Raw genomic sequence first — 22,030 nt, forward strand, 5'->3', positions numbered from 1 at the left:
CGGCGTCTCCGTACGGTATCAACGACCAGGTGGAAACAACCTTCGTGCTCTTCCCGGGCCGCCATCACGTCCTTACCCGCTTCCAGGCCGAGTACCTGCGGCGGTGGCCGGATGTGACCATTGTCTGGGCGGTGACGTCAGCGAACCACGAGAACACGAAGCGTAATCCGGTGCCGTACCACCGCCGTGAGGCGGCCATCGAGCGGTTCAGCGTGCTGACCGGGCTGCGTTCGGTGGTGGTGCCGGTCTTCGACACCGCGCCGACCGAGCGCTTCGCCGAGGTGACGCTGAAGAACATCACGGTGGCGACCGGCCTGGAGCTGACCCCGGCCAACACCCTGGTGGCCTGCTCCACCCCGGCCGTCGCGGCGCTCTACACCGCCCTGGGCTTCTCCATCGCCGGCGTGGAGGCGGAGATCACACCGGAACCAGCCCGCCCGTGGGACGTGCTGCTGCGGCTGGCGGCCGGCGACGAGAGCTGGCGCGAGCTGGCCCATCCGGCGACCGTCGACGTCTTCGACCGCTACCAGCTGGTGGACAGCGTGCGCACGGTGGTCAACGACCCGGTGGTGGGCGCGGAGGGCGGGCTGACCGCGACTCGCAACTACCGCACCTACGTGGAGGCGTTCGCCGACAGCGCGGCCCGCAAGTGGGAGCAGGTCCATCGGCACGTACGGCCGGGCCGGATCGTCGACATCGGCTGCGGCGCGGGCGCGGTGCTGGAGCTGGCCGACCGGGAGCCGGCGCTGCGCGAGAGCGACCTGATCGGCGTCGAGATCGCCCGGCACCTCTACGAGGAGTGCATGCACAAGAAGGCCCAGGGCGTGTTCGACAACGCCAACGTGTTCTTCTACCGCCGCAATGTGCTGGGCGGCGCGATCTTCCCGGAACGTTCCATCGACACGACGCTGACGTTCGCGCTGACCCACGAGATCTGGTCCTACGGGGACCGCTGGACCTCGCTGCGCCGGTTCGCGCAGGCCATCTACGACCACACCGCGCCGGGCGGCGTCTGGATCAACAGCGACGTGTGCGGCCCGGACGGCCGTGACCGTCGGGTCCGCCTGGCCCTGGACGCCACCGACGGCGCCAACCCGGCGACCGCCCGCGAGGACCTGGCCGAGCTGTCCCCTGAGGAGGTCGCGGCGTACGTGGGCGGCCTGTCGACCCGGGCCCGCCTGGACCAGTTCGCCGTCGACTTCCGGTTCCCGTTCGAGTACGGCCCGGCCGGCGATGCGGTGGAGCTCACCCTGGGCGCCGCGATGGACTACCTGACCCGCAAGGACTACGCCGACAACTGGCTGTCGGAGACCCACGAGCAGTTCTGCGGCCTGGAGTACGCGGACTGGAAATCGCTGCTGGCCGATGTCGGCTTCGAAGTGGACCCGGCCTCGGGCACCTCCCGCAACGACTGGATCATCGACAACCGGATTGCCCCCACGGCGTCGCTGGCCACGCTCGACGGCACGCCATTGGACTGGCCGGTCACCCATGTCCTGTTGGTAGCCCGGCGGCCGTTCAATACGTGATCAGTCGGTGAGGATCGGGCGGAGGGCGTCGAGGACCGCCGGGTCCTCGATGGTCGAGGGGACCGGTTCCGGGGTGCCGTCGGCGATGCCGCGCATCGTGCGGCGCAGGATCTTGCCGGAGCGGGTCTTGGGCAGGCCCGGGACCACGTCCACCCGGCGCAGCGCGGCCACCGGGCCGATCCGGTCGCGGACCATCGCGACCAGCTCGGCGCTCAGCTGCTCCGGGTCGATGTCGGCGCCGGACTTCAGCACCACGAAGCCGCGTGGCTGCTGGCCCTTGAGCGCGTCGTGGACGCCGATCACCGCGCATTCGGCGACCGCCGGGTGGGCCGCCAGCACCTCTTCCATCGCGCCGGTGGAGAGGCGGTGGCCCGCCACGTTGATGACGTCGTCGGTGCGGCCCATCACGTACAGGTAGCCGTCGGCGTCGAAGCGGCCGCCGTCGCCGGTCAGGTAGGCGCCGGGAAACGCCGACAGGTACGAGCGCACGTAGCGTTCGTCGTCCTGCCACAGGGTCGGCAGGCAGCCCGGCGGCAGCGGCAGGCCGATGACGATCGAGCCGTCCTCGCCCGGGCGCACGTCCGCGCCGGCCGGGTCGACCACGCGAACGCGGTAACCGGGCACCGGCACCGACGGCGAGCCCGGTTTGGTGGGCAGCGTCTCCAGGCCGCGGGGGCTGGCGGCGATCGGCCAGCCGGTCTCGGTCTGCCACCAGTTGTCGATCACCGGTACGCCGAGCCGCTCCCCCGCCCACGTGTACGTCTCCGGGTCGAGCCGCTCACCGGCCAGGAACAGCAACCGCAGGCTCGACAGGTCGTGCCCGGTGAGCAGCTTGCCCTCGGGGTCCTCCTTCTTGACCGCGCGGATCGCCGTCGGGGCGGTGAACATGACGTTGACCCGGTGCTGGGCCACCACCCGCCAGAACGCGCCCGCGTCCGGGGTGCCGACCGGCTTGCCCTCGTACAGCACGGTGGTGGCCCCGGTGAGCAGGGGCGCGTACACGATGTAGGAGTGGCCGACGACCCAGCCGACGTCGGACGCGGCCCAGAAGACGTCGCCCGGGCCGGCCGCGAAGATCGCCTCCATCGACCAGCGCAGGGCGACCGCGTGGCCGCCGTTGTCCCGGACCACGCCCTTCGGGCGGCCGGTCGTGCCGGAGGTGTAGAGGATGTAGAGCGGATCGGTCGCTGCCACCGGTACGCACTCCGCCGGCTCAGCCCCGGCCAGCGCCTCGTCCCAGGTCAGGTCCCGGCCGGGCACCAGGTCGGCGAGCAGCTGCGGACGCTGGAGGATGACGCAGTGCGCGGGCTCGTGTGCGGCCAGACCCAGAGCGCGGTCGAGCAACGGCTTGTAGGCGAGCACGCGCGCGGCCTCGACCCCGCACGAACTGGCCACGATCACCGTCGGCCGGGCGTCGTCGATGCGCGCCGCGAGCTCGGGCGCGCCGAAGCCGCCGAAGACGACGGAGTGGACCGCCCCGAGACGGGCGCAGGCCAGCATGGCGATGACCGCCTCCGGGACCATGGCCATGTAGACGACCACGCGGTCGCCCGGGCCGACGCCGAGCCGCCGCAGGGCGCCCGCGAACAGCGCCACCTCGTCGCGCAGCTCCCGGTACGTGTACGTGCGCAGCGTCCCGGTCACCGGGCTGTCGTGGATCAGGGCGGCCTGCTCGCCCCGCCCGCCGGTCACGTGCCGGTCCAGGGCGTTGTGGCAGGTGTTGAGCCGGGCGTCGGGAAACCACCGGGAGTCGAAGATCCGGTCCGGTGGGCTGTCCCAGTCGATGGCCTCGGCGGCGTCGCGCCAGAAGCCCTCGGGGTCGTGGAGACTGCGCTCGTACGCCTGCCGGTAGTCACCCATGCAGCCAGGGTGACCACCGGCAGGCCGGTTAGTCCAGAGCCGATCAGTTCTGCACGAACACCGCCGTGGTCCGGGCCGGCACCGTGAAGGTGCCGGTGGCCCGGTCGAACGACGCCGGCTCGTGCTGCAGCGGGTGCAGGCCGACGGTCGCGCCCTTGAGCGCCGGTACGGTCTGGGTCGCCGTCGCCGGGGTGGCGTTGAAGACCACGGTGACCGACTTCCAGCGACGGTCGAGGCCGCGCCCGTCGAGCTGCATGGTGATCACTCCGGGCGTCTCGGCGGCGCCGGAGAGCGGGAACGACAGCCGTTTCTGCACCTCGGCGGCGGTCGGCAGCCCGAAGACCGGCGACGACTTGCGGATCGCCAGCAGCTCCCGGTAGCGGGCGTCGGCCAGGTTCACCGCGTCGCAGCCCGGGACCAGCTTCGGGTCGGCCAGCAGCGGTTTCGCGTACGGCCACTTGGCCTCGTTGTCGGCCGCCGGGGGCAGGCCGCGGGCGAAGCCGTTGCCCTTCGCGCAGTCCCAGCTGATCTGGTTGAACCAGTCGCCGGAGTTGAACGAGTTGCGGTCCAGTGACTTCGAGCGCAGCCGTTCGCTGCCCGCGGTGACGAAGCCGGGGCCCTGGCCGAGGGCGGTCGTGGCCAGCGCCACCGACTGCATCCTGGCCCGGTCCACCGCCGAGGTCCGCTGCGGCAGCTTGTAGGCCAGCGCGTCGAACAGGATCTCGTTGTCGTGCGCGTCCACGTAGGTGATCGCCTCGCCCGGCGCCGCGGTGTAGCCGGCCGGCGAGCCGTTGTAGTCGACCTGCGCGCCCGTCACCGGCGTACCGGTGGAGGAGGTGAACCGGTAGCCCGCCAGGTTGCCGCTGAGCCCGACCTTGATCAGGTCCTGGTAGTGCAGCAGCCGGGCCTTCTGCTCGGCCGTGGTGCCGTTGGCCGGGTCGCCGTTGGGGTCGGTGAACAGGCCGGAGCCGAAGCCCTGGATGCGCGGGTTGTCGTCGAACGGGCCGCCACCGCGGACGGCGTCGCGCAGCCGGTCGTTGAACGTGGCTACGCCCGTACCGGCCATGTTCCTCTGGGTGGCCTGCACGAAGCGGGCGTCGCCCGCGACCTCGCCGAAGTCCCAGCCCTCGCCGTACAGGTAGATGCTCTTGCCGTCGACGCCGTCGCGGGCGACCGTCAGCTTGTCGAGCGCGGCCCGCACGGCCAGGATGTTGGCCTTCGGGTGGTGGCCCATCAGGTCGAAGCGGAAACCGTCGACCTTGTACGCCCGGGCCCAGGTCACCAGCGAGTCGACGACCAGCTTGCCCATCATGGTGTGCTCGGGCGCGGTGTTGGCGCAGCAGGTGGAGTTGGCCACCGTGCCGTCCTCCAGCAGCCGCTGGTAGTAGCCGGGCACGATCTGGTCGAGCACCGAGTGCGGGTCGGTGCCGGCGGCCGAGGTGTGGTTGTAGACGACGTCCAGGACCACCCGCAGGCCGTCGCGGTTGAGCCCGGCGACCATCTCGCGGAACTCCCGGGTGCGGGCGTCCGGGTCGACGGCGTAACCACCCTCGGGGGTCGTGTAGTGCAGCGGGTCGTAGCCCCAGTTGTAGCCGTCCTTCGCCGCCACCGCCGCCACGCATTGCTGCTGCTCCGCGGAGTCCGGCGGCAGCGCGGCCAGGTCACAGGCCGGTTGCTGCTGGTCGGCGCGCTTCTCCGGGATGGTGGCGAAGTCGAAGACCGGCAGCAGGTGCACGTGGGTGGTGCCGGCCGCGGCGAGGGCCCGCAGCTGCTTAGTGCCGGCCGTGCCCGGGTCGGTGAAGGCCTGGTAGGTGCCGCGTTCGGCGGCCGGGACGGTGCTGTCGGCGATGGAGAAGTCCCGGACGGACAGCTCGGAGATCTGCACCTTGCCCGGTTTCTGGGCCGGCTTGCGCAGCCCGGCCCAGCCGGCCGGGGTCTGCGCCGGGTCGCTCAGGTCGGCGATCCGGCTGTGGGTGGAATCGGGCGACAGGGCCACGGAGTACGGGTCGGTGACCGAGGCCGTGACGACCTTGTTCGCCGCGGGTTGCCAGGCGGTGACCCGGTACCGGTAGTACTTGCCCTTCCAGTCCTTGCCGCCCCGGACCGACCACACGCCGGTGCCGGCGTCCCGGGTCATCGCGACCGTCCGCGCGGTCGCCGCCGGGGTGTCGAAGAGCTCCAGCGACACCGTCCGGGCGGTCGGCGCCCACACCGCGAGGCTGGGCCGGCCGCCGGAGAACGTCGCGCCGAGCTCGGCCCGCGCCGCCCTGGCGTACACGTCGTCGAGAGCGCCGGCGGTCTGCACGCCGGTCGCGGAGAGCAGCTTGCCCTCGGCGTCGCGTTCGGTCACCGCGACCTGGCCACGCAGCACATCCTTGATCTTCGACACGTCGCTGAGCCGGAACGCCGGGTACTGCCACAGGTGCGGGTTCGCCTTGCGCTGGTCCTCGGTGAGACCGTTGCGGCGTGCGTTCAGCCGGATGGTGCCGTGCGGGCCGGTGAGCTCGCCGTCCACGATGCTCAGGCCGCCCTCGGGGGCGTAGACCAGGTCGTAGACCCGGCCGTCGGTGCCGGCCCCGACCGGCTCCAGCGAGGTGCCGGTGCCGGTCTTCCAGGCGATCGTCCGCTGGTCGATCCAGACGGCGTTCGACTTGGTCAGGTCGGCGATCCCGCCGCCGGCTCTGCGGACCACGGGCAGGAGCCGATCCGGTACGCCGGACAGCCGCCACACCTCCCGCCCGGCCGTGGCGAAGTCGAGCCGCTGGTCGTCGGGCAGGTCCTTGGTGTCGCCCTGGTGGATGATGTAGTTCAGCCCGGTCGCCCCGGCCGCCAGTGGCACCCGGAACGTCACGCCGAACGCGTCGGTCGAGGCGGGCGGCAGCGGCGCGGACCACTCGGTCGGAGCCGCGGCGCCGTCCCACACGTGCAGACCCCAGCCGGAGTAGTCACCGTCGGCCCGCCGGTAGTGCACGATCGCGGTGTTCTGGTCCTGCTCGACGGCCGGGCCGGTGGTGGTGACCGTGGGATCACCCTGCTTCAGCCAGACCTCGGGTGTCTTCGTCGGATCCAGGAAACGGTCGGCGCCGACGTCCTTGACGCCGTTCTTGTCGACCACGATGAAGCCGACGTTCTTGGCGCCCGGCTTGAGCTTGACCCAGGCGAACCGGCCGTACGCGTCCACCCCGTCGAAGGGCTGCCCGGCGGGCCAGGTGGTCGGCGTCTCGACGTCGCCGAAGGCGTACAGGCCCCAGTCGTCGTAGTCGCCGGCCGGTCGCTGGTAGTGCACGATCGCGTAGTCCGGTCCGGCGGTCACCGGCGGCGTGCCGACCTTGATCCGCGTGTTCGTCACCGCGAGGCGCCCGCGGCTGTCGCGGGCCACCGCCTTGTACTTCACCGGGGTGCCGCCGGCCAGGCCGGTCAGATCGTGGAAGATCCGGTACGGCGCCCGGTCCGCGGTGCCGAGCAGCTGCCAAGGGCCGTTACCGACCTGCGCGGCGAAGGTGACCGTGGACAGCGGGTCGCCGGTGGTCGTGGCGGTCAGCTCGGTGCGCGTCGGCACCAGGGCCTCGGCCTTGGGCGCGGTGAATGTCACGGTGGGAGCGGCGGATGCCTGGGCGATCGGCTTGGCGGCCCGGTAGACGACCGAGGACAGGGCCGGGACGGTGACGGTCAGCTTGCCGTCGCCGCCGGTGGCCGCCGTACCCGTGGCGCCGTAGATGCCGGCGAACGAGCCCGCCGGGGTCCAGGTGTCGAGCGTGACGGTCTGCGCGGTGGTGGCGTTGTTGACCGCGACCACGTACTCGGTGCGCGACTTGCGATCAATCCGCGAGGTGGCGAAGACGCCGGGGCCGTCAGCCGCGTACCGGGTGACCTGCAGTCCGTCCCGCAGGGCGGGGTGGGCCTTGCGCAGCGCGGCGAGCGAGCCGATCGCCTTGTAGAGCGGGTGGCCGGTCTCGTAGTTGGCGACCGCGTGGGTGCGGTCGGTGCCGATCAGGTCGTCGTCGAGGTAGTCGGCCGACCGGCTGGCGAACATGTCCTGCCGGGCGTCCTTGTCGCCGCCCGGGCCGGTGAAGCCCTGCTCGTCGCCGGAGTAGACGACGGGCTGGCCGCGGCCGAGGAACATCAGCTCGTGGGCGAGCCGGTCGCGGCGCAACTGGACAGCGGGGTCCTTCTCGGCGGCCGCGACGAACGAGCCGATCCGGCCCATGTCGTGATTGCCGAGGAACGTCGGCAGGCGGTCGGCGCCGGTGTCGCTGGTGGTGTAGAGGTCGTCGGCGGCGTACAGGTCGGACAGTGCCTTGGCCGAGCCCCCGTCGGCGGCGAACGACTTCGCCGCGGCCTGGAAGGAGAAGTCCAGGATCGCCGGCAGGCCGCCGCGACGCACGTACGTCGACTCGACCTCCTGGTCGGCGCTGTAGACCTCGCCGAACATGAAGAAGTCCTGCTTGCCGGCCTGGCGCGCGGCCCGGTCGATGCCGTCGGCGAACTGCGGCCAGAAGTCCAGGTCGGTGTGCTTGACGGTGTCCAGGCGGTAGCCGTCGATGCCGGTCTTCGCGATCCAGTCGCCGTAGATCTTCGTCATGCCCCGGACGACCTCGGGACGCTCGGTGAACAGGTCGTCGAGGCCGAAGAAGTCGCCGTACTCGCTGTTCTCGCCGACGAAGGTCGAGTCACCGCGGTTGTGGTACATCGTCGGGTCGTTGAGCCAGGCCGGCTTCTTGACGGTGGCGTCCTCGGCGTCGATCACCGGCGTGTACGGGAACGACTCCTTGTTCAGCTGCGGGAAGGCGCGGCTGCCGTCGGCGTAGTTGCGGTCCTCGAACTCCCGGCCCTGCGCGTCCACGTACGGGGCGGTGGCCTTGTCGATGTAGTCGTACTTGTTCTCGGCGTACTTGATGACGTCGGCGGTGTGGTTGACGATGATGTCCAGGTAGATCTTCATGCCGCGCCGGTGCGCGAGGTCGACCAGCCGCTGCAGGTCGGCGTTCGTGCCGAAGTGCGGGTCGACCTGGGTGAAGTCGGTGATCCAGTAGCCGTGGTAGCCGGCCGAGATGTCGTCGCCGCTGCCCTGCACCGGCCGGTTCTTGAAGACCGGGGCCAGCCAGATGGCGGTGGTACCCAGCCCCTGGATGTAGTCCAGCCGGTTGATGATCCCCTGCAGGTCACCACCGTGGTAGAAGCCCTTGTCGGCCGGGTCGAAGCCGGTCGAGAGCCGGTCACCGGGCAGCCTGCCGGTGTCGTTGGACCGGTCACCGTTGGCGAAACGGTCCGGCAGCACGAAGTAGAACTGCTCGGCCGGCTCCGGCGCGGCGTCGAAGCCCCAGCTCGCCAGGGCGGCGGCGGACGGCTCGGCGGGACGGGCGGCGGAGGCGGGCACGACCGCGGCGATGCTCAGCAGCACGCCCAGGATGAGGGACCCGACGAACGTCGGACGCCGTCCGGGCAGGAGGGTTTCCACATTGAGGCCTTCCGATGGCGGGGCGACGACGCACGCTAACCTCCGGCGGACAGCCCTTGCAAGACTTTGCAGAAGTTGTCATGGAATTACAGCGAAACCTTCGAGCAACAATGTGGACATGACCGACGTCGTCTATCAGATCTACCCGCGCTCCTACGCCGACGCGGACGGCGACGGCGTCGGTGACCTGGCCGGCATCACCGCCCGCCTGGACCACGTGGCCAGGCTCGGCGCCGATGCGATCTGGCTGACGCCCTTCCAGCGTTCACCGCAAGCCGACCACGGCTACGACGTCAGCGACTACACCGACGTCGACCCGCTCTTCGGCGACCTCGCCGCGTTCGACACCCTGCTGGCCCGGGCCCACGAACTCGGCCTGCGCGTGATCGCCGACGTGGTCCCCAACCACTGCTCCGCCGCCCACCCGCTGTTCCGGGCCGCGCTGGCCGCCGCCCCCGGCAGCCCGCCCCGCGAACGGTTCCACTTCGCCGACGGCCGCGGCCCCGGCGGCACCGAGCCACCCAACAACTGGCCGAGCGTCTTCGGCGGACCGGCCTGGACCCGCATCACCGAGCCGGACGGCCGCCCCGGGCAGTGGTACCTGCACCTGTACGCGCCGGAACAGCCCGACTGGAACTGGCGCGACCCGCGGACCGCACCGTTCTTCGTCGACGTCCTGCGCTTCTGGTTCGACCGCGGCGTCGACGGCCTGCGCATCGACGTGGCCCACGGCCTGTTCAAAGCCCCGGGTCTGCCCGACCTGCCGGCCGGCGTGATCCCCGAGCCGGGCCGGCTGCGCGGCAACCCGCTGGCCTGCGACCAGGAAGAGGTCCACCACGTCTACCGCACGTGGCGGCGGCTCGCCGACTCGTACGACCCGCCGCGCGTCCTGATCGGCGAGGTGAACCTGTCCCCTGACCGCGCGGCCCGCTACGTCCGCCCCGACGAACTCCACCAGGCATTCGCGTTCGCCTTCGTGACGACGCCCTGGGATCCGCACGCCTGGGTGGCCACGGGCACTTCTCTGCTGGCGCACGCCGCGGGCCCGGCCCCGGTGACCTGGGTAGCCGAGAACCACGACGTGGTCCGAGCCCCGACCCGCTACGGCAACCCGGCCCGCGCCCGCGCGGCGATCTTGACCGTGCTGGCCCTGCCCGGTGCTGCGTACCTCTACCAGGGGCAGGAGCTGGGATTGCCGGAGGTCGACGTGCCGGTGGCCGCTCGGCAGGACCCGGCGTGGACCAGGGCCGGCTTCTCCCGCGACGGCTGCCGGGTGCCGTTGCCATGGCGGCGTGACCCGGCGGGGGCGTACGGCTTCTCCCCGGCCGGCGGTCAGCCGCCGTGGCTGCCGGTTCCGGCGGGGTGGGGTGCTCTGTCGGTCGAGGCGCAGGTGGCTGATCCGGGGTCGACGCTGCACCTGACCCGGCGGGCGCTGGAGCTGCGGCGTTTCTTGCCGGCCGAGGACACCGTGCTGTGGTCGGTCCAGGAGGACGGGCTGCTGCTCGCCCGGCGAGGGTGCGGCGTGACCCTCGCCGTAGCCATGGGTGACGGCGATGCTCGGCTGCCGGAAGGGGACGTGCTGCTCACCAGCGGACCACTCGCCGAGGACGGGCTGCTCCCCCGCGACACCGCCGCCTGGCTGCGCGAGCAGCCGAACTAGCTGGCCGCGGGTTCCTGTTCGCGTTCGACCTGCTGGTTCCATTCGCGCTTGGTCGACTGCCAGCCGTCCTCGTTCAGGCCGCGACGCCAGTAGCCCGAGATGGACAGCTGCGTCATCGGCAGCCCGCGTTCCACCCGCAGCAACGCGCGCAGGTCCTTGACGAAGGTCGCCTCGCCGTGGACGAACGCGTGCACCTGCCCCGCCGGGAACGTCAAGCCGTGTACCGCCTCGACCAGCGCCTCGCCCACCGGCCGGCCGTCGCGGTGCAGCCAGGTGATCTCGGCGTCCGCCGGGGTTTCCAGCTTCTGCTCCTCGGCCGCGTCAGCCACCTCGATGAACGCCCTCACCGGCGCCCCGGCCGGCATGCCCTCCAGCGCTGCCGCGATCGCCGGCAGGGCGCTCTCGTCGCCGGCCAGCAGGTGCCAGTCCGCCGCCGGGTTCGGGGTGTAGCCGCCGCCCGGGCCCATGAAGCGGACCGGGTCGCCGACCTGCGCCGCGACGGCCCACGGGCCGGCGATGCCCTCGTCGCCGTGCACGACGAAGTCGAGCCACAGCTCGGGGACCTCAGGGCGCCAGCGGCGCACCGTGTACGTGCGGACCAGGGGCTGCTGGTCGCGGGGCAGCGTCTCGCGGATCACGGCGAGGTCGAACGGCTCCGGGTACGCGACCCCGGGCCGCGGGAACAGGATCTTGACGTAGTGGTCGGTGTACGCGCCGGCGTCGAGCCCGGTCAGGCCGGCCCCGCCCACCACGATGCGGACCATGTGCGGCGTGAGCTGCTCGACCCGGGTGACTTCCCCGATCGTGGCCGCCCGGACAGGCCTGTTCGCCATGACAACACTTCCCTACTGGGTCTCGGTCGGGGTAAGGCTACCCTTACGAACCGACCGGCCGGTGCTGCCCGGTGGTGAGACGCGCGTCGCGGGACAGGGCCAGCGGCAGCAGCGCCGCCAGCACCAGGGCCGCGCCGAGCGGCAGCAGGTCCAGGTTGAGGCCGATCGCGGCGAAGCCCACCAGCACCAGCACCGGGCTCCAGACCGGCAGCCGGCGGGCCAGGACCAGCCGGACCAGCAGGATCAGGAGCCCGATCTGGAAGAGCGCCGGACCGATCAGCTCCAGCGGGTCCGGCAGCGGCGCCGCCGAGCGGAAGTCCTCCGAGAGGTCGCCGGTGATGACCCAGAGGAAGCAGCCCGCGCCGAACAGCACGGCGACCGTGGCCGCCTCAACCAGGATGCGGGACGCCGGCGCGGCGGGACGGTCCAGCCCGCGCAGCGCGACGGCGAGCACGGCGAACAGCACGATGGCGACGAAGAAGGCGACGTGGCCGAGGTCCCACGCCGGGCCGTTGTGCCGGTCGCCGTCGAGGCCGTCCACCACCCGCAGCAGCCCGTAGACCAGCATGAGCGCCGGGGCGGCGAGGGCACAGATCCTGAGGAGTCTCGGCATGGGCCTCAGCCTGCCGCCGGGCACCCTCGGCCCACATCCGGGAATGACCCCGACACGACCCCGAGAGTCGTGGCATGGTGTCCGCAAAGGAGGGTGCTCATGCCCGGGGACCGTACGTTCGTCATCGCCGGCGCCGGACTGGCCGGTGCCAAGGCCGCCGAGACGCTGCGCGCGGAGGGCTTCACCGGCCCGGTCGCGCTGATCGGCACCGAGCCGGAGATCCCGTACGAGCGGCCGCCGTTGTCCAAGGGCCTGCTGCTCGGCACCGCGCAGCGCGACGACGCGTACGTGCACGACCTCGACTGGTACGCCGGGCACGACGTGCAGCTGCGGACCGGCACCACGGTCAGCGCCATCGACGCCGAGAAGCACCGGGTCCGGCTCTCCGACGGTGACGACCTCGGTTACGACAAACTCCTGCTGTCCACGGGCGCCTCGCCGCGGACCCTGGGTGTGCCGGGCGCCGGGCTCGGCAACGTGTTCTCGCTGCGTACCCTGGCCGACTCGGACCGGATCGCCGCGGCCGTCAACGGCGCCACCCACCTGGTGGTCGTCGGGTCCGGCTGGATCGGGCTGGAGGTCGCCGCGGCCGCGCGCACGCGCGGCGCCACCGTGACCGTGGTGACGCCCGCCGAGCTGCCGCTGCGCTCGGTCCTCGGTGACCGCCTCGCGAAGGTCTTCCTCGGCCTGCACCGTGAGCACGGTGTCGACTTCCGCTTCGGTGCGCGGGTCCAGGAGCTGCGCGGCGGACCGGACGTGGCCCAGGTGGTGCTCACCGACGGCACGACCATCAACGCCGATGTCGTCCTGGTGGCCATCGGCGTCACGCCGAACACCGGCCTGGCCGACCAGGCCCGGCTCCCGGTCGACAACGGCGTGCTCGTCGACCGGCAGCTGCGCACCGCCGACCCGGACATCTTCGCCGCCGGGGACGTCGCCAACGTCGACCATCCGCTGCTGCGGACCCGGCTGCGGGTGGAGCACTGGGACACCGCCCTGCACTCCGGGCCGGTCGCCGCCCGCGCGATGCTGGGCCAGGACGCCGAGTGGGACCGGCTGCCGTACTTCTTCACCGACCAGTACGACCTGGGCATGGAGTACGCCGGCTGGGTGCCGCCCGGGACGGAGGCGCAGGTGGTGATCCGCGGTGACGAGCCGGGCCGCGAGTTCATCGCCTTCTGGACGGTCGAGGGGCGGGTCGCCGCCGGGATGAACGTCAACGTGTGGGACGTGACCGAGCAGATCCAGGAGCTGGTCCGGGCCGGGCTGCGGGGCCGTACCGTCGATCCGGTCCGGCTGGCCGACCCGGACGTCGCCCTGACGGAGGTGTTCGCATGAGTGAGGCCCTGGAACGGCTACGGCGTTGGGAGGAGTCCGGCGCGACCTGGCGGGTGCTGGTCCGTACCCCGGAATCGGTGGAGATTGCCCTGCTCTCCTGCGACGCGGGTGAGGAGATGGACCGCCTGCGGACCGCCGACCCGGCGGTGCTGGACCACGTCGATGCGCGGGAGCACGACGAGGAGTAGCGCCCGCGCTGGACGTCGTTTGCAAGGATCAGGCGATGTCGCGTCCGCCGTCCGAGGTGCGGGAGCGCCCGGCGGCGGCTCCGGCCCGTGCGGGCGTTCCGCGCTGGGCGCGTCTGGCCGCGATCGGCGTCGCGGTGGTCGTGCTGGCGGCCATCGGTCTGCGCGGGCGCCTGCCGGACCCGCGCGAGTTCCTCGCTGCCCTGGCCGGTGCGGACTACGGCTGGATCGCGCTCGCGGCCGCCCTGCAGGTCGTCTCGCTCGCGGCGTTCGCGTTCCAGCAGCAGCATCTCCTTGCCAATCTGGGGGTCCGGCTGCGGGTGCGGCGGATCATGGCCATCACGCTGGCCCGGTCGGCCCTGTCGATCAGCCTGCCCGCCGGGGCCGCGGTGTCCACCGCGTACGCGATCCGGGAGTACCAGAAGGCCGGCGTGTCCCGGCGGGTCGGTGCCGCGTCCGCGGTGGTGTCCGGGCTGGCCTCCATCGGCGGTCTCACGCTGCTGTACGTGGCCGGCGGCGCGGGCGTCGTCGCGCGTGACCCGGGCACCTATCTGAGCTGGCGCCCGCTGGTGGTGGTCGCCGCGATCGCCGCGCTCACCACGGCCGGCGTCGCGCTCGGGCGCCGGCACGCGGTCCGGCCAGAGCGGGCTTCCACCGGCGCGGGTCCGCTGCGGAACAGTCGGGCCGGGCGGCGCGTGGCCCGGCTGCTGAGCTCGGCCCGCGGCGCCTGGCGGGCCGGGGCCGGGTTGCGCGTACGCGACTGGGCGGTGGCGCTGGTGTACGCGGCGGTGAACTGGCTGACCGATCTGCTCTGCCTGGCGGCGGCCGCCCGCGCGCTGGGCCTGCCGGTGGGCGTGACCACGCTGGCCGGGATCTACCTCGGGGTGCAGATCGTGCGGCAGGTGCCGTTGACCCCGGGCGGGGTCGGAGTCGTCGAGACCGCGCTGGTCGCCGGCCTCACCGCGACCGGCGCGACGGCCATCAGTGCGGCCGCCGCCGTGCTGGTCTACCGGCTGCTCTCCTGCTGGCTGATCATCCCGGCCGGTGGTGCCGCGGCGCTCGCGCTGCGCCGGGCGACCACGGTGCCGGTGCGGTAACTCCGGCGATCGCCACGGAAACAGTGATCGCAGGTCTTGTCTGCTGCGGATTCGGTGAAAAGATGTCTCCGCGAGGCGTGATATCTCTGCGGGAGGCCCGATGAGCACCACCAAGCGCGTGCTGACCAACTTCATCGACGGGGCGGCGGCCGAACCGGCCGACGGCCGGTACGAGGACCTGATCGACCCGTCCACGGGTGAGGTCTTCGCGGCCGCGCCGGTGTCGGGGCAGGCCGACGTCGACCGGGCGATGGCGGCGGCGGCGACCGCGTTCGAGAAGTGGCGCGACACCACACCGAGCGACCGGCAGCGGGCCATGCTGCGGTTCGCTGACGCGGTGGAGGCCCGGGCCGACGAGCTCGTGGCCGCCGAGTCGCAGAACACCGGCAAGCCGCTCGGGCTGACCGCCAGCGAGGAGCTGCCGCCGGCCGTCGACCAGATCCGCTTCTTCGCCGGCGCGGCCCGGCTGCTGGAGGGCCGCTCCGCGGGTGAGTATCTGACCGGTTACGAGAGCTACGTACGGCGGGAGCCGGTGGGCGTCTGCGCCCAGGTGACGCCGTGGAACTACCCGCTGATGATGGCGGTGTGGAAGCTGGCCCCGGCGATCGCGGCCGGCAACACGGTGGTGCTCAAGCCCTCGGACACCACGCCGGTCACCACGGTCATGCTGGCCGAGATCGCCGCCGAGTTCCTGCCGCCGGGCGTGCTCAACGTCGTGGTCGGTGACCGCGACACCGGGCGGGCCCTGGTCGCCCACCCGACCCCGCGGATGGTCTCGATCACCGGGTCGGTGCGGGCCGGCATGGAGGTGGCCTCCGCCGCCGCGGCCGACCTCAAGCGCACCCACCTGGAGCTGGGCGGCAAGGCACCGGTGGTGATCTTCGACGACGCCGACCTCGAGGCGGCCGCGGCGGCGATCGCCGAGGCCGGCTACTTCAACGCCGGTCAGGACTGCACGGCCGCGACCCGGGTGCTGGCCGCCCCCGGCGTCTACACCGACTTCGTGGCGGCGCTGGCCGAGCAGGCCCGCGGCACCCGCACCGGTGCGCCGGACGACGAGGACGTGCTCTACGGCCCGCTGAACAACGCCCGCCAGCTGGACCGGGTCGGCGGCTTCATCGACCGGCTGCCCGACCACGCCAGCCTGGAGGCCGGCGGCGCCCGGGTCGGCGAGCGCGGCTACTTCTACTCCCCCACGGTCGTCTCCGGTCTGCGGCAGACCGACGAGATCATCCAGGACGAGGTGTTCGGGCCGGTCATCACCGTGCAGCGCTTCACCGACGAGGACGAGGCGGTGGCCTGGGCCAACGGCGTCGAGTACGGCCTGGCCTCGTCGGTGTGGACCCGCGACCACGGCCGGGCGATGCGGATGACCCGGCGGCTGGACTTCGGCTGCGTCTGGGTCAACTGCCACATCCCGCTGGTCGCGGAGATGCCGCACGGCGGCTTCAAGCACTCCGGGCACGGCAAGGACCTCTCCGTGTACGGCCTGGAGGACTACACCAGGATCAAGCACGTCATGCACAGTCTCGAGGGCTGATCCATGGGGTCTGAGGAGCTGCACAAGCGCCGCCACGCCGCCGTCGCGCGAGGCGTCACCTCCATGGTGTCGTCCTACGTGGACCATGCGGCCGGCGGCAGCCTGCACGACGTCGACGGCCGGGAGTGGATCGACTTCGGTTCCGGCATCGCGGTGACCAGTGTCGGTAACGCGGCGCCGCGGGTGGTGGCCGCCGTCCGTGAGCAGGTCGAGCGGTTCACCCACACCTGCTTCATGGTGACGCCGTACGAGTCGTACGTGGCCGTGTGCGAGCAGCTGGCCGCGCTGACCCCGGGGCGGTTCGACAAGCGGGCGGCGCTGTTCAACTCCGGTGCCGAGGCGGTGGAGAACGCGGTCAAGGTGGCCCGGCACGCGACCGGGCGGCAGGCAGTGGTGGTGTTCGACCACGCGTACCACGGGCGGACCAACCTGACGATGGCGCTGACCGCGAAGTCGATGCCGTACAAGCACCGGTTCGGACCGTTCGCGCCGGAGGTCTACCGGGCCCCGATGTCGTACCCGTTGCGCGACGGCGGGCTGTCCGGGCCGGACGCCGCCGCGCGGGCCATCGACGTGATCGAGAAGCAGGTCGGGGCGGCGAACGTGGCCGCGGTGCTGATCGAGCCGATCCAGGGTGAGGGCGGTTTTGTGGTGCCGGCCCCGGGCTTCCTGCCGGTCCTGGCCGCCTGGTCCCGGGAGGCCGGGGCGGTGTTCATCGCCGACGAGGTGCAGACCGGCTTCTGCCGCACCGGCTCCTGGTTCGCCTGTGCCGACGAGGGCGTGGAGCCGGACCTGGTCACCACGGCCAAGGGCATGGCCGGTGGGCTGCCGCTGGCCGGGGTGGTCGGGCGGGCCGAGCTGATGGACGCGGTGCACCCGGGCGGCCTGGGCGGCACGTACGGCGGCAACCCGATCGCGTGCGCCGCCGCGCTGGCCGCCATCGAGACCATGCAGGAGCTTGATCTCAACGCCGCCGCCAAGCGGATCGAGGCGCAGTTCATGCTCCGGCTGACCGCGCTGGCCATGAGCGACCCCGGCATCGCCGAGGTCCGCGGCCGGGGCGCGATGCTAGCGATCGAGCTGGTCAAGCCGGGCACGCTGGAGCCGGACCCGCTGCGCACCGCGGCCGTGGCGCGGGCCTGTCACGGTGCCGGGCTGCTGGTGCTGACCTGCGGCACCTACGCCAACGTGCTGCGCTTCCTGCCGCCGCTGGTCATCTCCGAGGAGCAGATCGCGCGGGGCCTGGACATCCTGGCCGAGTCACTGCTCGCGCAGCTGCCAGGGTGAGCCGTAGGCGGTGAGCAGGTCGAGGAAGGGGACGGCGTCGAAGGCCTCGGGGCCCAGGACGCCGGCCCCTCGCCACGCGCCGGTGGCGAGCAGTTCGAGGGCGACGACCGGGTTGACGGCGGTCTGCCAGACGACGGCCTGCGAGCCGTACTCCCGCATGGACCAGGCGTTGTCGACGACGTGGTAGAGGTACACCGAGCGGGGCCGGCCGTCCCGGCCCGTGCCGGTGACCAGGGTGCCGGCGCAGGTGCTGCCGGTCATCTTGTCGCCGAGCCCGGCCGGGTCGGGCAGGCAGGCGGCCACCACGTCGCGTGGTGACACCGAGACGCCGCCGACGCGCACCGGTGCCGTCCGGTCCAGACCCAGCTTGTGCAGGGTCTTCAGCACGTCGATGAACTCCTTGCCGAGCCCGTACTTGAAGGTCACCCGGCGGGCGTCGACCCAGCGCGGGATGAGCAGCACCTCCTCATGCTCGACGTGCACGCACTCCACCTCGCCGATGCCGCCGGGGAAGTCGAAGATCTCCGGCTCGCTCAGCGGCTCGGTGGTGAACCAGCCGCGGCCGGCCTCCCAGATGACCGGCGGGTTGAGGCACTCCTCGATGGTGGTCCACACCGAGAACGAGGGGGCGAAGTCGTAGCCGGCGACGACCAGGTTGCCGCCGTCGCGGATGCCGATCTCGTCGATGCTGGAGAAGAGGTGGTCGGCCGCGTACCGGGCGAAGACGTCGGAGAGGCCGGGCTCCACGCCCATCCCGACCAGCGCCAGCCGGCCGGCGTCGAGCCAGCGCCCGGCCGCGGCGAACTGCTCGTCGCCGAGCTTGACCCCGGTACGGCTGAACGGCTCCTGGGCGTGCGGGTGCGACAGGGACATCGCCATGTCGAGGTAGTCGGCGCCGGCCTCGTACGCGCCGTCGAAGATCGGCATGACGAACCGCGGGTCGACCGCGTTCAGCACGTGGGTGATGGCGTGTTCGCGGCAGAGCGCGGCTACCGCGGCGGCGGACGACGCGTCGGCCCGGGCGGCGGTGAAGCCCGCGTGCCCGGCGACCGCCGCGCGCGCCCGTTCGAGGTCGTAGTCGGCGACCACGAAGGCTTCGTAGAAGTCGCGTCGGGCGGCGATGCCGACAGCCGCCGCGCCGACCCCGCCGGCACCGACGAGTAGTACGCGCATGGCATGCCTCTCCACAAAAGGTGCGCTCGTCACATGAAAACGTGTGGCGATCACGGTATCGCGACGGAAACACTTGTCAATGGGCCAAAATTCTGCGATAAACGCAGCAGCAGGGTTTGCCTCCACCCCCCGGGAAGCCACCTCATGACAGTCACCGCACCGCCTCGGCGCCCGCTCCACAGAGCACGGTCAGCCCCGCCACGGATTCGCGGGAGTGTCCGGAATGCGCCGACGGATTCCGTTGCCATCCGCCGTCCTGCACGCCAGAATCGCTGCGTGACGGACCTGGCGCTGGACGACGTGAACAAGCAGATCATCGACCACCTGCAGCGGGACGGACGGATGTCCTACGCCGCGCTGGCGAAGATCATCGGGTTGTCCGAGGCGGCCGTGCGCCAGCGGGTGCAGCGCCTGCTGGACGGCGGGATGATGCAGATCGTCGCGGTCACCGACCCGCTGATGCTGGGCTTCGCCCGCCAGGCCATGGTCGGGGTCAAGTGCGTCGGCGACATGCGCGCCATCGCCGAGCAGCTGGCCGCCATCCCCGAGGTCGACTACGTGGTGATCTGCGCCGGCGGCTACGACCTGCTGGTGGAGCTCGTCTGCACCGACGACGAGCACCTGCTGACGCTGCTCAACGAGGCCATCCGCGCGGTGCCCGGCGTCACCGGCACCGAGACGTTCATGTACCTGAAGCTCGCCAAACAGACCTACGCATGGGGGACACGATGACCGAAGACCTGTCCGGGTCCGCCCGCGACCACCTGTGGATGCACTTCACCCGGATGTCGTCGTACACCGGGGCGCAGGCCGGCGAGGTGCCGGTCATCGTGCGCGGCTCCGGGCCGTACATCTGGGACCAGAACGGCCGCCGCTACCTGGACGGGCTCTCCGGGCTGTTCGTCGTGCAGGCCGGGCACGGCCGCGGCGAGCTGGCCGACGCCGCCGCGAAGCAGGCGTCCGAGCTGGCCTACTTCCCGCTCTGGTCCTACGCCCACCCGACCGCGGTGGAGCTGGCCGAGCGCCTGGCCACGCTGACCCCCGGCGACCTCAACCGGGTCTTCTTCACCACCGGCGGCTCCGAGGCGGTGGAGAGCGCGTGGAAGCTGGCCCGCAGCTACTTCAAGCTGACCGGCAAGCCGATGAAGACCAAGGCGATCTCCCGGTCCATCGCCTACCACGGCACCACCATGGGCGCGCTGTCGCTGACCGGGCTGCCGCTGATCAAGCAGGAGTTCGAGCCGCTCGTGCCGGGCGCGCTCAAGGTGCCCAACACCAACTACTACCGGCGCCCGGACGAGTCGATGAGCGAGGAGCAGTTCGGCATCTGGGCGGCCGACCGCATCGCCGAGGCCATCGAGTTCGAGGGCCCGGACACCGTGGCCTGCGTCTTCCTGGAGCCGGTGCAGAACGCCGGCGGCTGCTTCCCGCCGCCGCCCGGTTACTTCCAGCGGGTCCGCGAGATCTGCGACCGTTACGACGTGCTGCTCGTCTCCGACGAGGTGATCTGCGCGTTCGGCCGGCTCGGTGAGTACTTCGGCTCGACCCGGTTCGGCTACACCCCCGACATCATCACCTGCGCCAAGGGCCTGACCTCCGGGTACGTCCCGCTGGGGGCGATGATCGCCTCCGAGCGCCTGGTCGCGCCGTTCCTGGAGGGCGCCAACTCGTTCTCGCACGGTGTCACCTTCGGCGGGCACCCGGTCGCGTCCGCGGTCGCGCTGGCCAACCTCGACATCTTCGAGCGCGAGGACCTCAACGGCCACGTCCGGGCCAACTCGGCACTGTTCCGGTCCTATCTGGAGCGGCTCAACGACCTGCCGATCGTCGGCGACGTCCGCGGCGACGGCTACTTCTTCGGCATCGAGCTGGTCAAGGACAAGGCGACCAAGGAGACGTTCGACGCCGACGAGTCGGAGCGGCTGCTGCGCGGCTTCCTGTCCCGGGCGCTGTTCGAGGCCGGGCTGTACTGCCGCGCCGACGACCGCGGCGACCCGGTCATCCAGCTCGCACCCCCGCTGATCTGCGAGGAGGAGCACTTCGCCGAGATCGAGCACGCCCTGCGCGGGGTGCTGACCGAGGCGTGGGCCCGGCTCTGAGCCCACCCGGCCCCTCCTACTGGCTGGCTGCCCTCGGGGAACCGGAGGCGGTCCGGCCGCCGCTGCCCGGCGACCGCGACGTGGACGTCGCCATCGTCGGCGCCGGGTACACCGGGCTGTGGACGGCGTACTACCTGGCAAGGGCCGACCCGACGCTGCGGATCGCGGTCATCGAGGCGCAGTACGCGGGCTTCGGCGCCTCCGGCCGCAACGGTGGCTGGTGTTCCGGGCTGTTCCCCGTCGGCGTGGGCGCGCTGGCCCGGCGGCACGGCCGGGAGCAGGCGGTGGCCATGCACCGGGCGCTGGCCGAGACGGTGGACGAGGTGGGCCGCGCGGCCGCGGCCGAGGGCATCGACTGCTCGTACGCCAAGGGCGGCACGATCGCGCTGGCCCGATCGGCGGTCCAGTTGCGCCGGGCCGAGGCGGAGGCAGCCGAGGCCCAGGAGTACGGCTTGGACGTGACGCTGCTGAACGCCGCCGCCGCGCGGGAGAAGTGTGGCGCTGCCGGGGTGCTAGGCGGCACGTTCAGCCCCGACTGCGCGTCGCTGCAGCCGGCGGCCCTGGTCCGCGGGCTGGCGGCCGCCGTCGAGCGCCGGGGCGTCGCGATCCACGAGGGCACCCGGGCGCTGCGGCTGTCGCGCGGCGCGGTCCGCACCGACCACGGCACGGTACGCGCGGACGTGGTGGTCCGGGCCCTGGAGGGCTACACGGCCGCCCTGGCGGGACACCGCCGCACCCTGGCCCCGGTGTACTCCCTGATGATCGCCACCGAGCCACTGCCGCCCGAGGTGTGGGAGCGGATCGGCCTGGCCCGGCGCGAGACGTTCACCGACCATCGGCACCTGATCGTCTACGGCCAGCGGACCGCCGACGACCGGCTGGCGTTCGGTGGGCGGGGTGCGCCGTACCACTTCGGCTCGCGCGTGCGCCCCGCGTACGACCGGGAGCCCGGTGTCTTCGCGGCGCTGCGCAAGGCCCTGACCGACCTGTTCGGCATCGACCCGCCGATCGCGTACCGGTGGGGCGGTCCGCTGGGCATCCCCCGCGACTGGATGCCCTCGGTCGGCCTCGCCGACGGCCTGGCCTGGGCCGGCGGCTACGTCGGCGACGGCGTCGCCGCGGCCAACCTGGCCGGGCGCACCCTGGCCGACCTGATCACCGGTACGGACTCCGAGCGCACCCGGCTGCCGTGGACCGGCCACCGCTCCCGCGCCTGGGAACCGGAACCGCTGCGCTGGCTCGGCATCAACGCCGCCCTGCACGGGACAGCCCTGCGCGACGCCTGGGAAATCGCCCGGAAATAAGGGTGCAGATCCGCGCGACCCTGCCGATGGGGTGGCCCGACAGTCAGCGACGAC

15 protein-coding genes are annotated in these 22,030 nt (G+C 72.2%); 10 read left to right on the forward strand and 5 right to left on the reverse strand.

The window, feature by feature from the left end; all coding sequences use genetic code 11:
* The first annotated feature begins 29 nt into the window (after positions 1 to 29).
* The gene (locus ACQP2Y_RS31520) at positions 30 to 1,529 is read left to right on the forward strand and encodes a class I SAM-dependent methyltransferase (protein WP_433718954.1); all 1,500 of its coding nucleotides are present in this window, start codon (positions 30 to 32) and stop codon (positions 1,527 to 1,529) included.
* Here ACQP2Y_RS31520 and ACQP2Y_RS31525 read toward each other — a convergent pair whose 3' ends face one another.
* Together ACQP2Y_RS31525 and pulA are read right to left on the reverse strand one after the other, a co-directional pair.
* Positions 1,530 to 3,389 (reverse strand): propionyl-CoA synthetase, encoded by a 1,860-nt coding sequence (locus ACQP2Y_RS31525; protein ID WP_433718956.1) that lies wholly within the window; start codon positions 3,387 to 3,389, stop codon positions 1,530 to 1,532. It lies immediately after the preceding gene.
* A 43-nt stretch (positions 3,390 to 3,432) separates the two neighbouring features.
* Positions 3,433 to 8,790 (reverse strand): pullulanase-type alpha-1,6-glucosidase, encoded by a 5,358-nt coding sequence (pulA, locus tag ACQP2Y_RS31530; protein WP_433732157.1) that lies wholly within the window; start codon positions 8,788 to 8,790, stop codon positions 3,433 to 3,435.
* 175 nt (positions 8,791 to 8,965) lie between these two features.
* Here pulA and ACQP2Y_RS31535 point away from each other — a divergent pair, with 175 nt between their 5' ends.
* The gene (locus tag ACQP2Y_RS31535; RefSeq protein ID WP_433718958.1) at positions 8,966 to 10,507 is read left to right on the forward strand and encodes a glycoside hydrolase family 13 protein; all 1,542 of its coding nucleotides are present in this window, start codon (positions 8,966 to 8,968) and stop codon (positions 10,505 to 10,507) included.
* Here the strand turns inward: ACQP2Y_RS31535 and ACQP2Y_RS31540 are convergent.
* Both ACQP2Y_RS31540 and ACQP2Y_RS31545 read right to left on the reverse strand, forming a co-directional pair.
* On the reverse strand, positions 10,504 to 11,340 hold the full coding sequence (locus ACQP2Y_RS31540) for a siderophore-interacting protein (RefSeq protein WP_433718959.1): 837 nt from the start codon (positions 11,338 to 11,340) through the stop codon (positions 10,504 to 10,506). The two genes, ACQP2Y_RS31535 and ACQP2Y_RS31540, sit on opposite strands and share 4 nt — an antisense overlap.
* A gap of 43 nt (positions 11,341 to 11,383) precedes the next feature.
* Positions 11,384 to 11,953, reverse strand: a complete 570-nt coding sequence (locus ACQP2Y_RS31545) for a hypothetical protein (protein WP_433718961.1) — start codon at positions 11,951 to 11,953, stop codon at positions 11,384 to 11,386.
* A 99-nt stretch (positions 11,954 to 12,052) separates the two neighbouring features.
* Between ACQP2Y_RS31545 and ACQP2Y_RS31550 the strand changes: the two genes are divergently transcribed.
* The 5 genes from ACQP2Y_RS31550 (at position 12,053) to gabT (ending at position 17,400) form a co-directional block, all read left to right on the forward strand.
* The gene (locus ACQP2Y_RS31550) at positions 12,053 to 13,291 is read left to right on the forward strand and encodes an NAD(P)/FAD-dependent oxidoreductase (protein ID WP_433718963.1); all 1,239 of its coding nucleotides are present in this window, start codon (positions 12,053 to 12,055) and stop codon (positions 13,289 to 13,291) included.
* The gene (locus ACQP2Y_RS31555; protein ID WP_433718965.1) at positions 13,288 to 13,479 is read left to right on the forward strand and encodes a hypothetical protein; all 192 of its coding nucleotides are present in this window, start codon (positions 13,288 to 13,290) and stop codon (positions 13,477 to 13,479) included. Before ACQP2Y_RS31550 ends, ACQP2Y_RS31555 begins: the two co-directional genes overlap by 4 nt.
* 35 nt (positions 13,480 to 13,514) lie before the next feature.
* Positions 13,515 to 14,573 carry a lysylphosphatidylglycerol synthase transmembrane domain-containing protein gene (locus ACQP2Y_RS31560; protein WP_433718967.1) on the forward strand — a complete coding sequence of 353 codons (1,059 nt, stop codon included), beginning with the start codon at positions 13,515 to 13,517 and terminating at the stop codon, positions 14,571 to 14,573.
* 100 nt (positions 14,574 to 14,673) lie between these two features.
* Positions 14,674 to 16,113: a gamma-aminobutyraldehyde dehydrogenase gene (locus ACQP2Y_RS31565; RefSeq protein WP_433718970.1), complete on the forward strand. Its 1,440-nt coding sequence runs from the start codon at positions 14,674 to 14,676 to the stop codon at positions 16,111 to 16,113.
* 3 nt (positions 16,114 to 16,116) lie between these two features.
* Entirely contained in the window at positions 16,117 to 17,400 is a 1,284-nt protein-coding gene (gabT, locus tag ACQP2Y_RS31570) for a 4-aminobutyrate--2-oxoglutarate transaminase (RefSeq protein WP_433718972.1), read from the forward strand.
* Here the strand turns inward: gabT and ACQP2Y_RS31575 are convergent.
* Entirely contained in the window at positions 17,374 to 18,573 is a 1,200-nt protein-coding gene (locus ACQP2Y_RS31575) for a saccharopine dehydrogenase family protein (protein ID WP_433718973.1), read from the reverse strand. The genes gabT and ACQP2Y_RS31575 overlap by 27 nt on opposite strands.
* A 276-nt stretch (positions 18,574 to 18,849) precedes the next feature.
* Between ACQP2Y_RS31575 and ACQP2Y_RS31580 the strand changes: the two genes are divergently transcribed.
* From ACQP2Y_RS31580 to ACQP2Y_RS31590, 3 genes are read left to right on the forward strand one after another with little or no spacing between them, the layout of a single operon-like run.
* The gene (locus ACQP2Y_RS31580) at positions 18,850 to 19,305 is read left to right on the forward strand and encodes an Lrp/AsnC family transcriptional regulator (RefSeq protein ID WP_360544365.1); all 456 of its coding nucleotides are present in this window, start codon (positions 18,850 to 18,852) and stop codon (positions 19,303 to 19,305) included.
* Positions 19,302 to 20,672, forward strand: a complete 1,371-nt coding sequence (locus ACQP2Y_RS31585; RefSeq protein WP_433718975.1) for an aspartate aminotransferase family protein — start codon at positions 19,302 to 19,304, stop codon at positions 20,670 to 20,672. The genes ACQP2Y_RS31580 and ACQP2Y_RS31585 overlap by 4 nt, the downstream gene beginning before the upstream one ends.
* Positions 20,657 to 21,976 (forward strand): NAD(P)/FAD-dependent oxidoreductase, encoded by a 1,320-nt coding sequence (locus ACQP2Y_RS31590; protein ID WP_433718978.1) that lies wholly within the window; start codon positions 20,657 to 20,659, stop codon positions 21,974 to 21,976. Before ACQP2Y_RS31585 ends, ACQP2Y_RS31590 begins: the two co-directional genes overlap by 16 nt.
* The last annotated feature ends 54 nt before the right edge of the window (positions 21,977 to 22,030 follow it).

Origin of the sequence: Actinoplanes sp. CA-051413 (assembly GCF_050955795.1) — a bacterium.
Lineage (GTDB): Bacteria > Actinomycetota > Actinomycetes > Mycobacteriales > Micromonosporaceae > Actinoplanes.

What these genes read in the sequence shown, in the direction of transcription:
- ACQP2Y_RS31525 (WP_433718956.1), bottom strand. Translation starts at nt 3,389, where the DNA reads ATGGGTGACTACCGGCAGGCGTACGAGCGCAGTCTCCACGACCCCGAG.
- ACQP2Y_RS31535 (WP_433718958.1), top strand. Translation starts at nt 8,966, where the DNA reads ATGACCGACGTCGTCTATCAGATCTACCCGCGCTCCTACGCCGACGCG.
- ACQP2Y_RS31540 (WP_433718959.1), bottom strand. Translation starts at nt 11,340, where the DNA reads ATGGCGAACAGGCCTGTCCGGGCGGCCACGATCGGGGAAGTCACCCGG.
- ACQP2Y_RS31545 (WP_433718961.1), bottom strand. Translation starts at nt 11,953, where the DNA reads ATGCCGAGACTCCTCAGGATCTGTGCCCTCGCCGCCCCGGCGCTCATG.
- ACQP2Y_RS31550 (WP_433718963.1), top strand. Translation starts at nt 12,053, where the DNA reads ATGCCCGGGGACCGTACGTTCGTCATCGCCGGCGCCGGACTGGCCGGT.
- ACQP2Y_RS31555 (WP_433718965.1), top strand. Translation starts at nt 13,288, where the DNA reads ATGAGTGAGGCCCTGGAACGGCTACGGCGTTGGGAGGAGTCCGGCGCG.
- ACQP2Y_RS31560 (WP_433718967.1), top strand. Translation starts at nt 13,515, where the DNA reads ATGTCGCGTCCGCCGTCCGAGGTGCGGGAGCGCCCGGCGGCGGCTCCG.
- ACQP2Y_RS31565 (WP_433718970.1), top strand. Translation starts at nt 14,674, where the DNA reads ATGAGCACCACCAAGCGCGTGCTGACCAACTTCATCGACGGGGCGGCG.
- gabT (WP_433718972.1), top strand. Translation starts at nt 16,117, where the DNA reads ATGGGGTCTGAGGAGCTGCACAAGCGCCGCCACGCCGCCGTCGCGCGA.
- ACQP2Y_RS31575 (WP_433718973.1), bottom strand. Translation starts at nt 18,573, where the DNA reads ATGCGCGTACTACTCGTCGGTGCCGGCGGGGTCGGCGCGGCGGCTGTC.
- ACQP2Y_RS31585 (WP_433718975.1), top strand. Translation starts at nt 19,302, where the DNA reads ATGACCGAAGACCTGTCCGGGTCCGCCCGCGACCACCTGTGGATGCAC.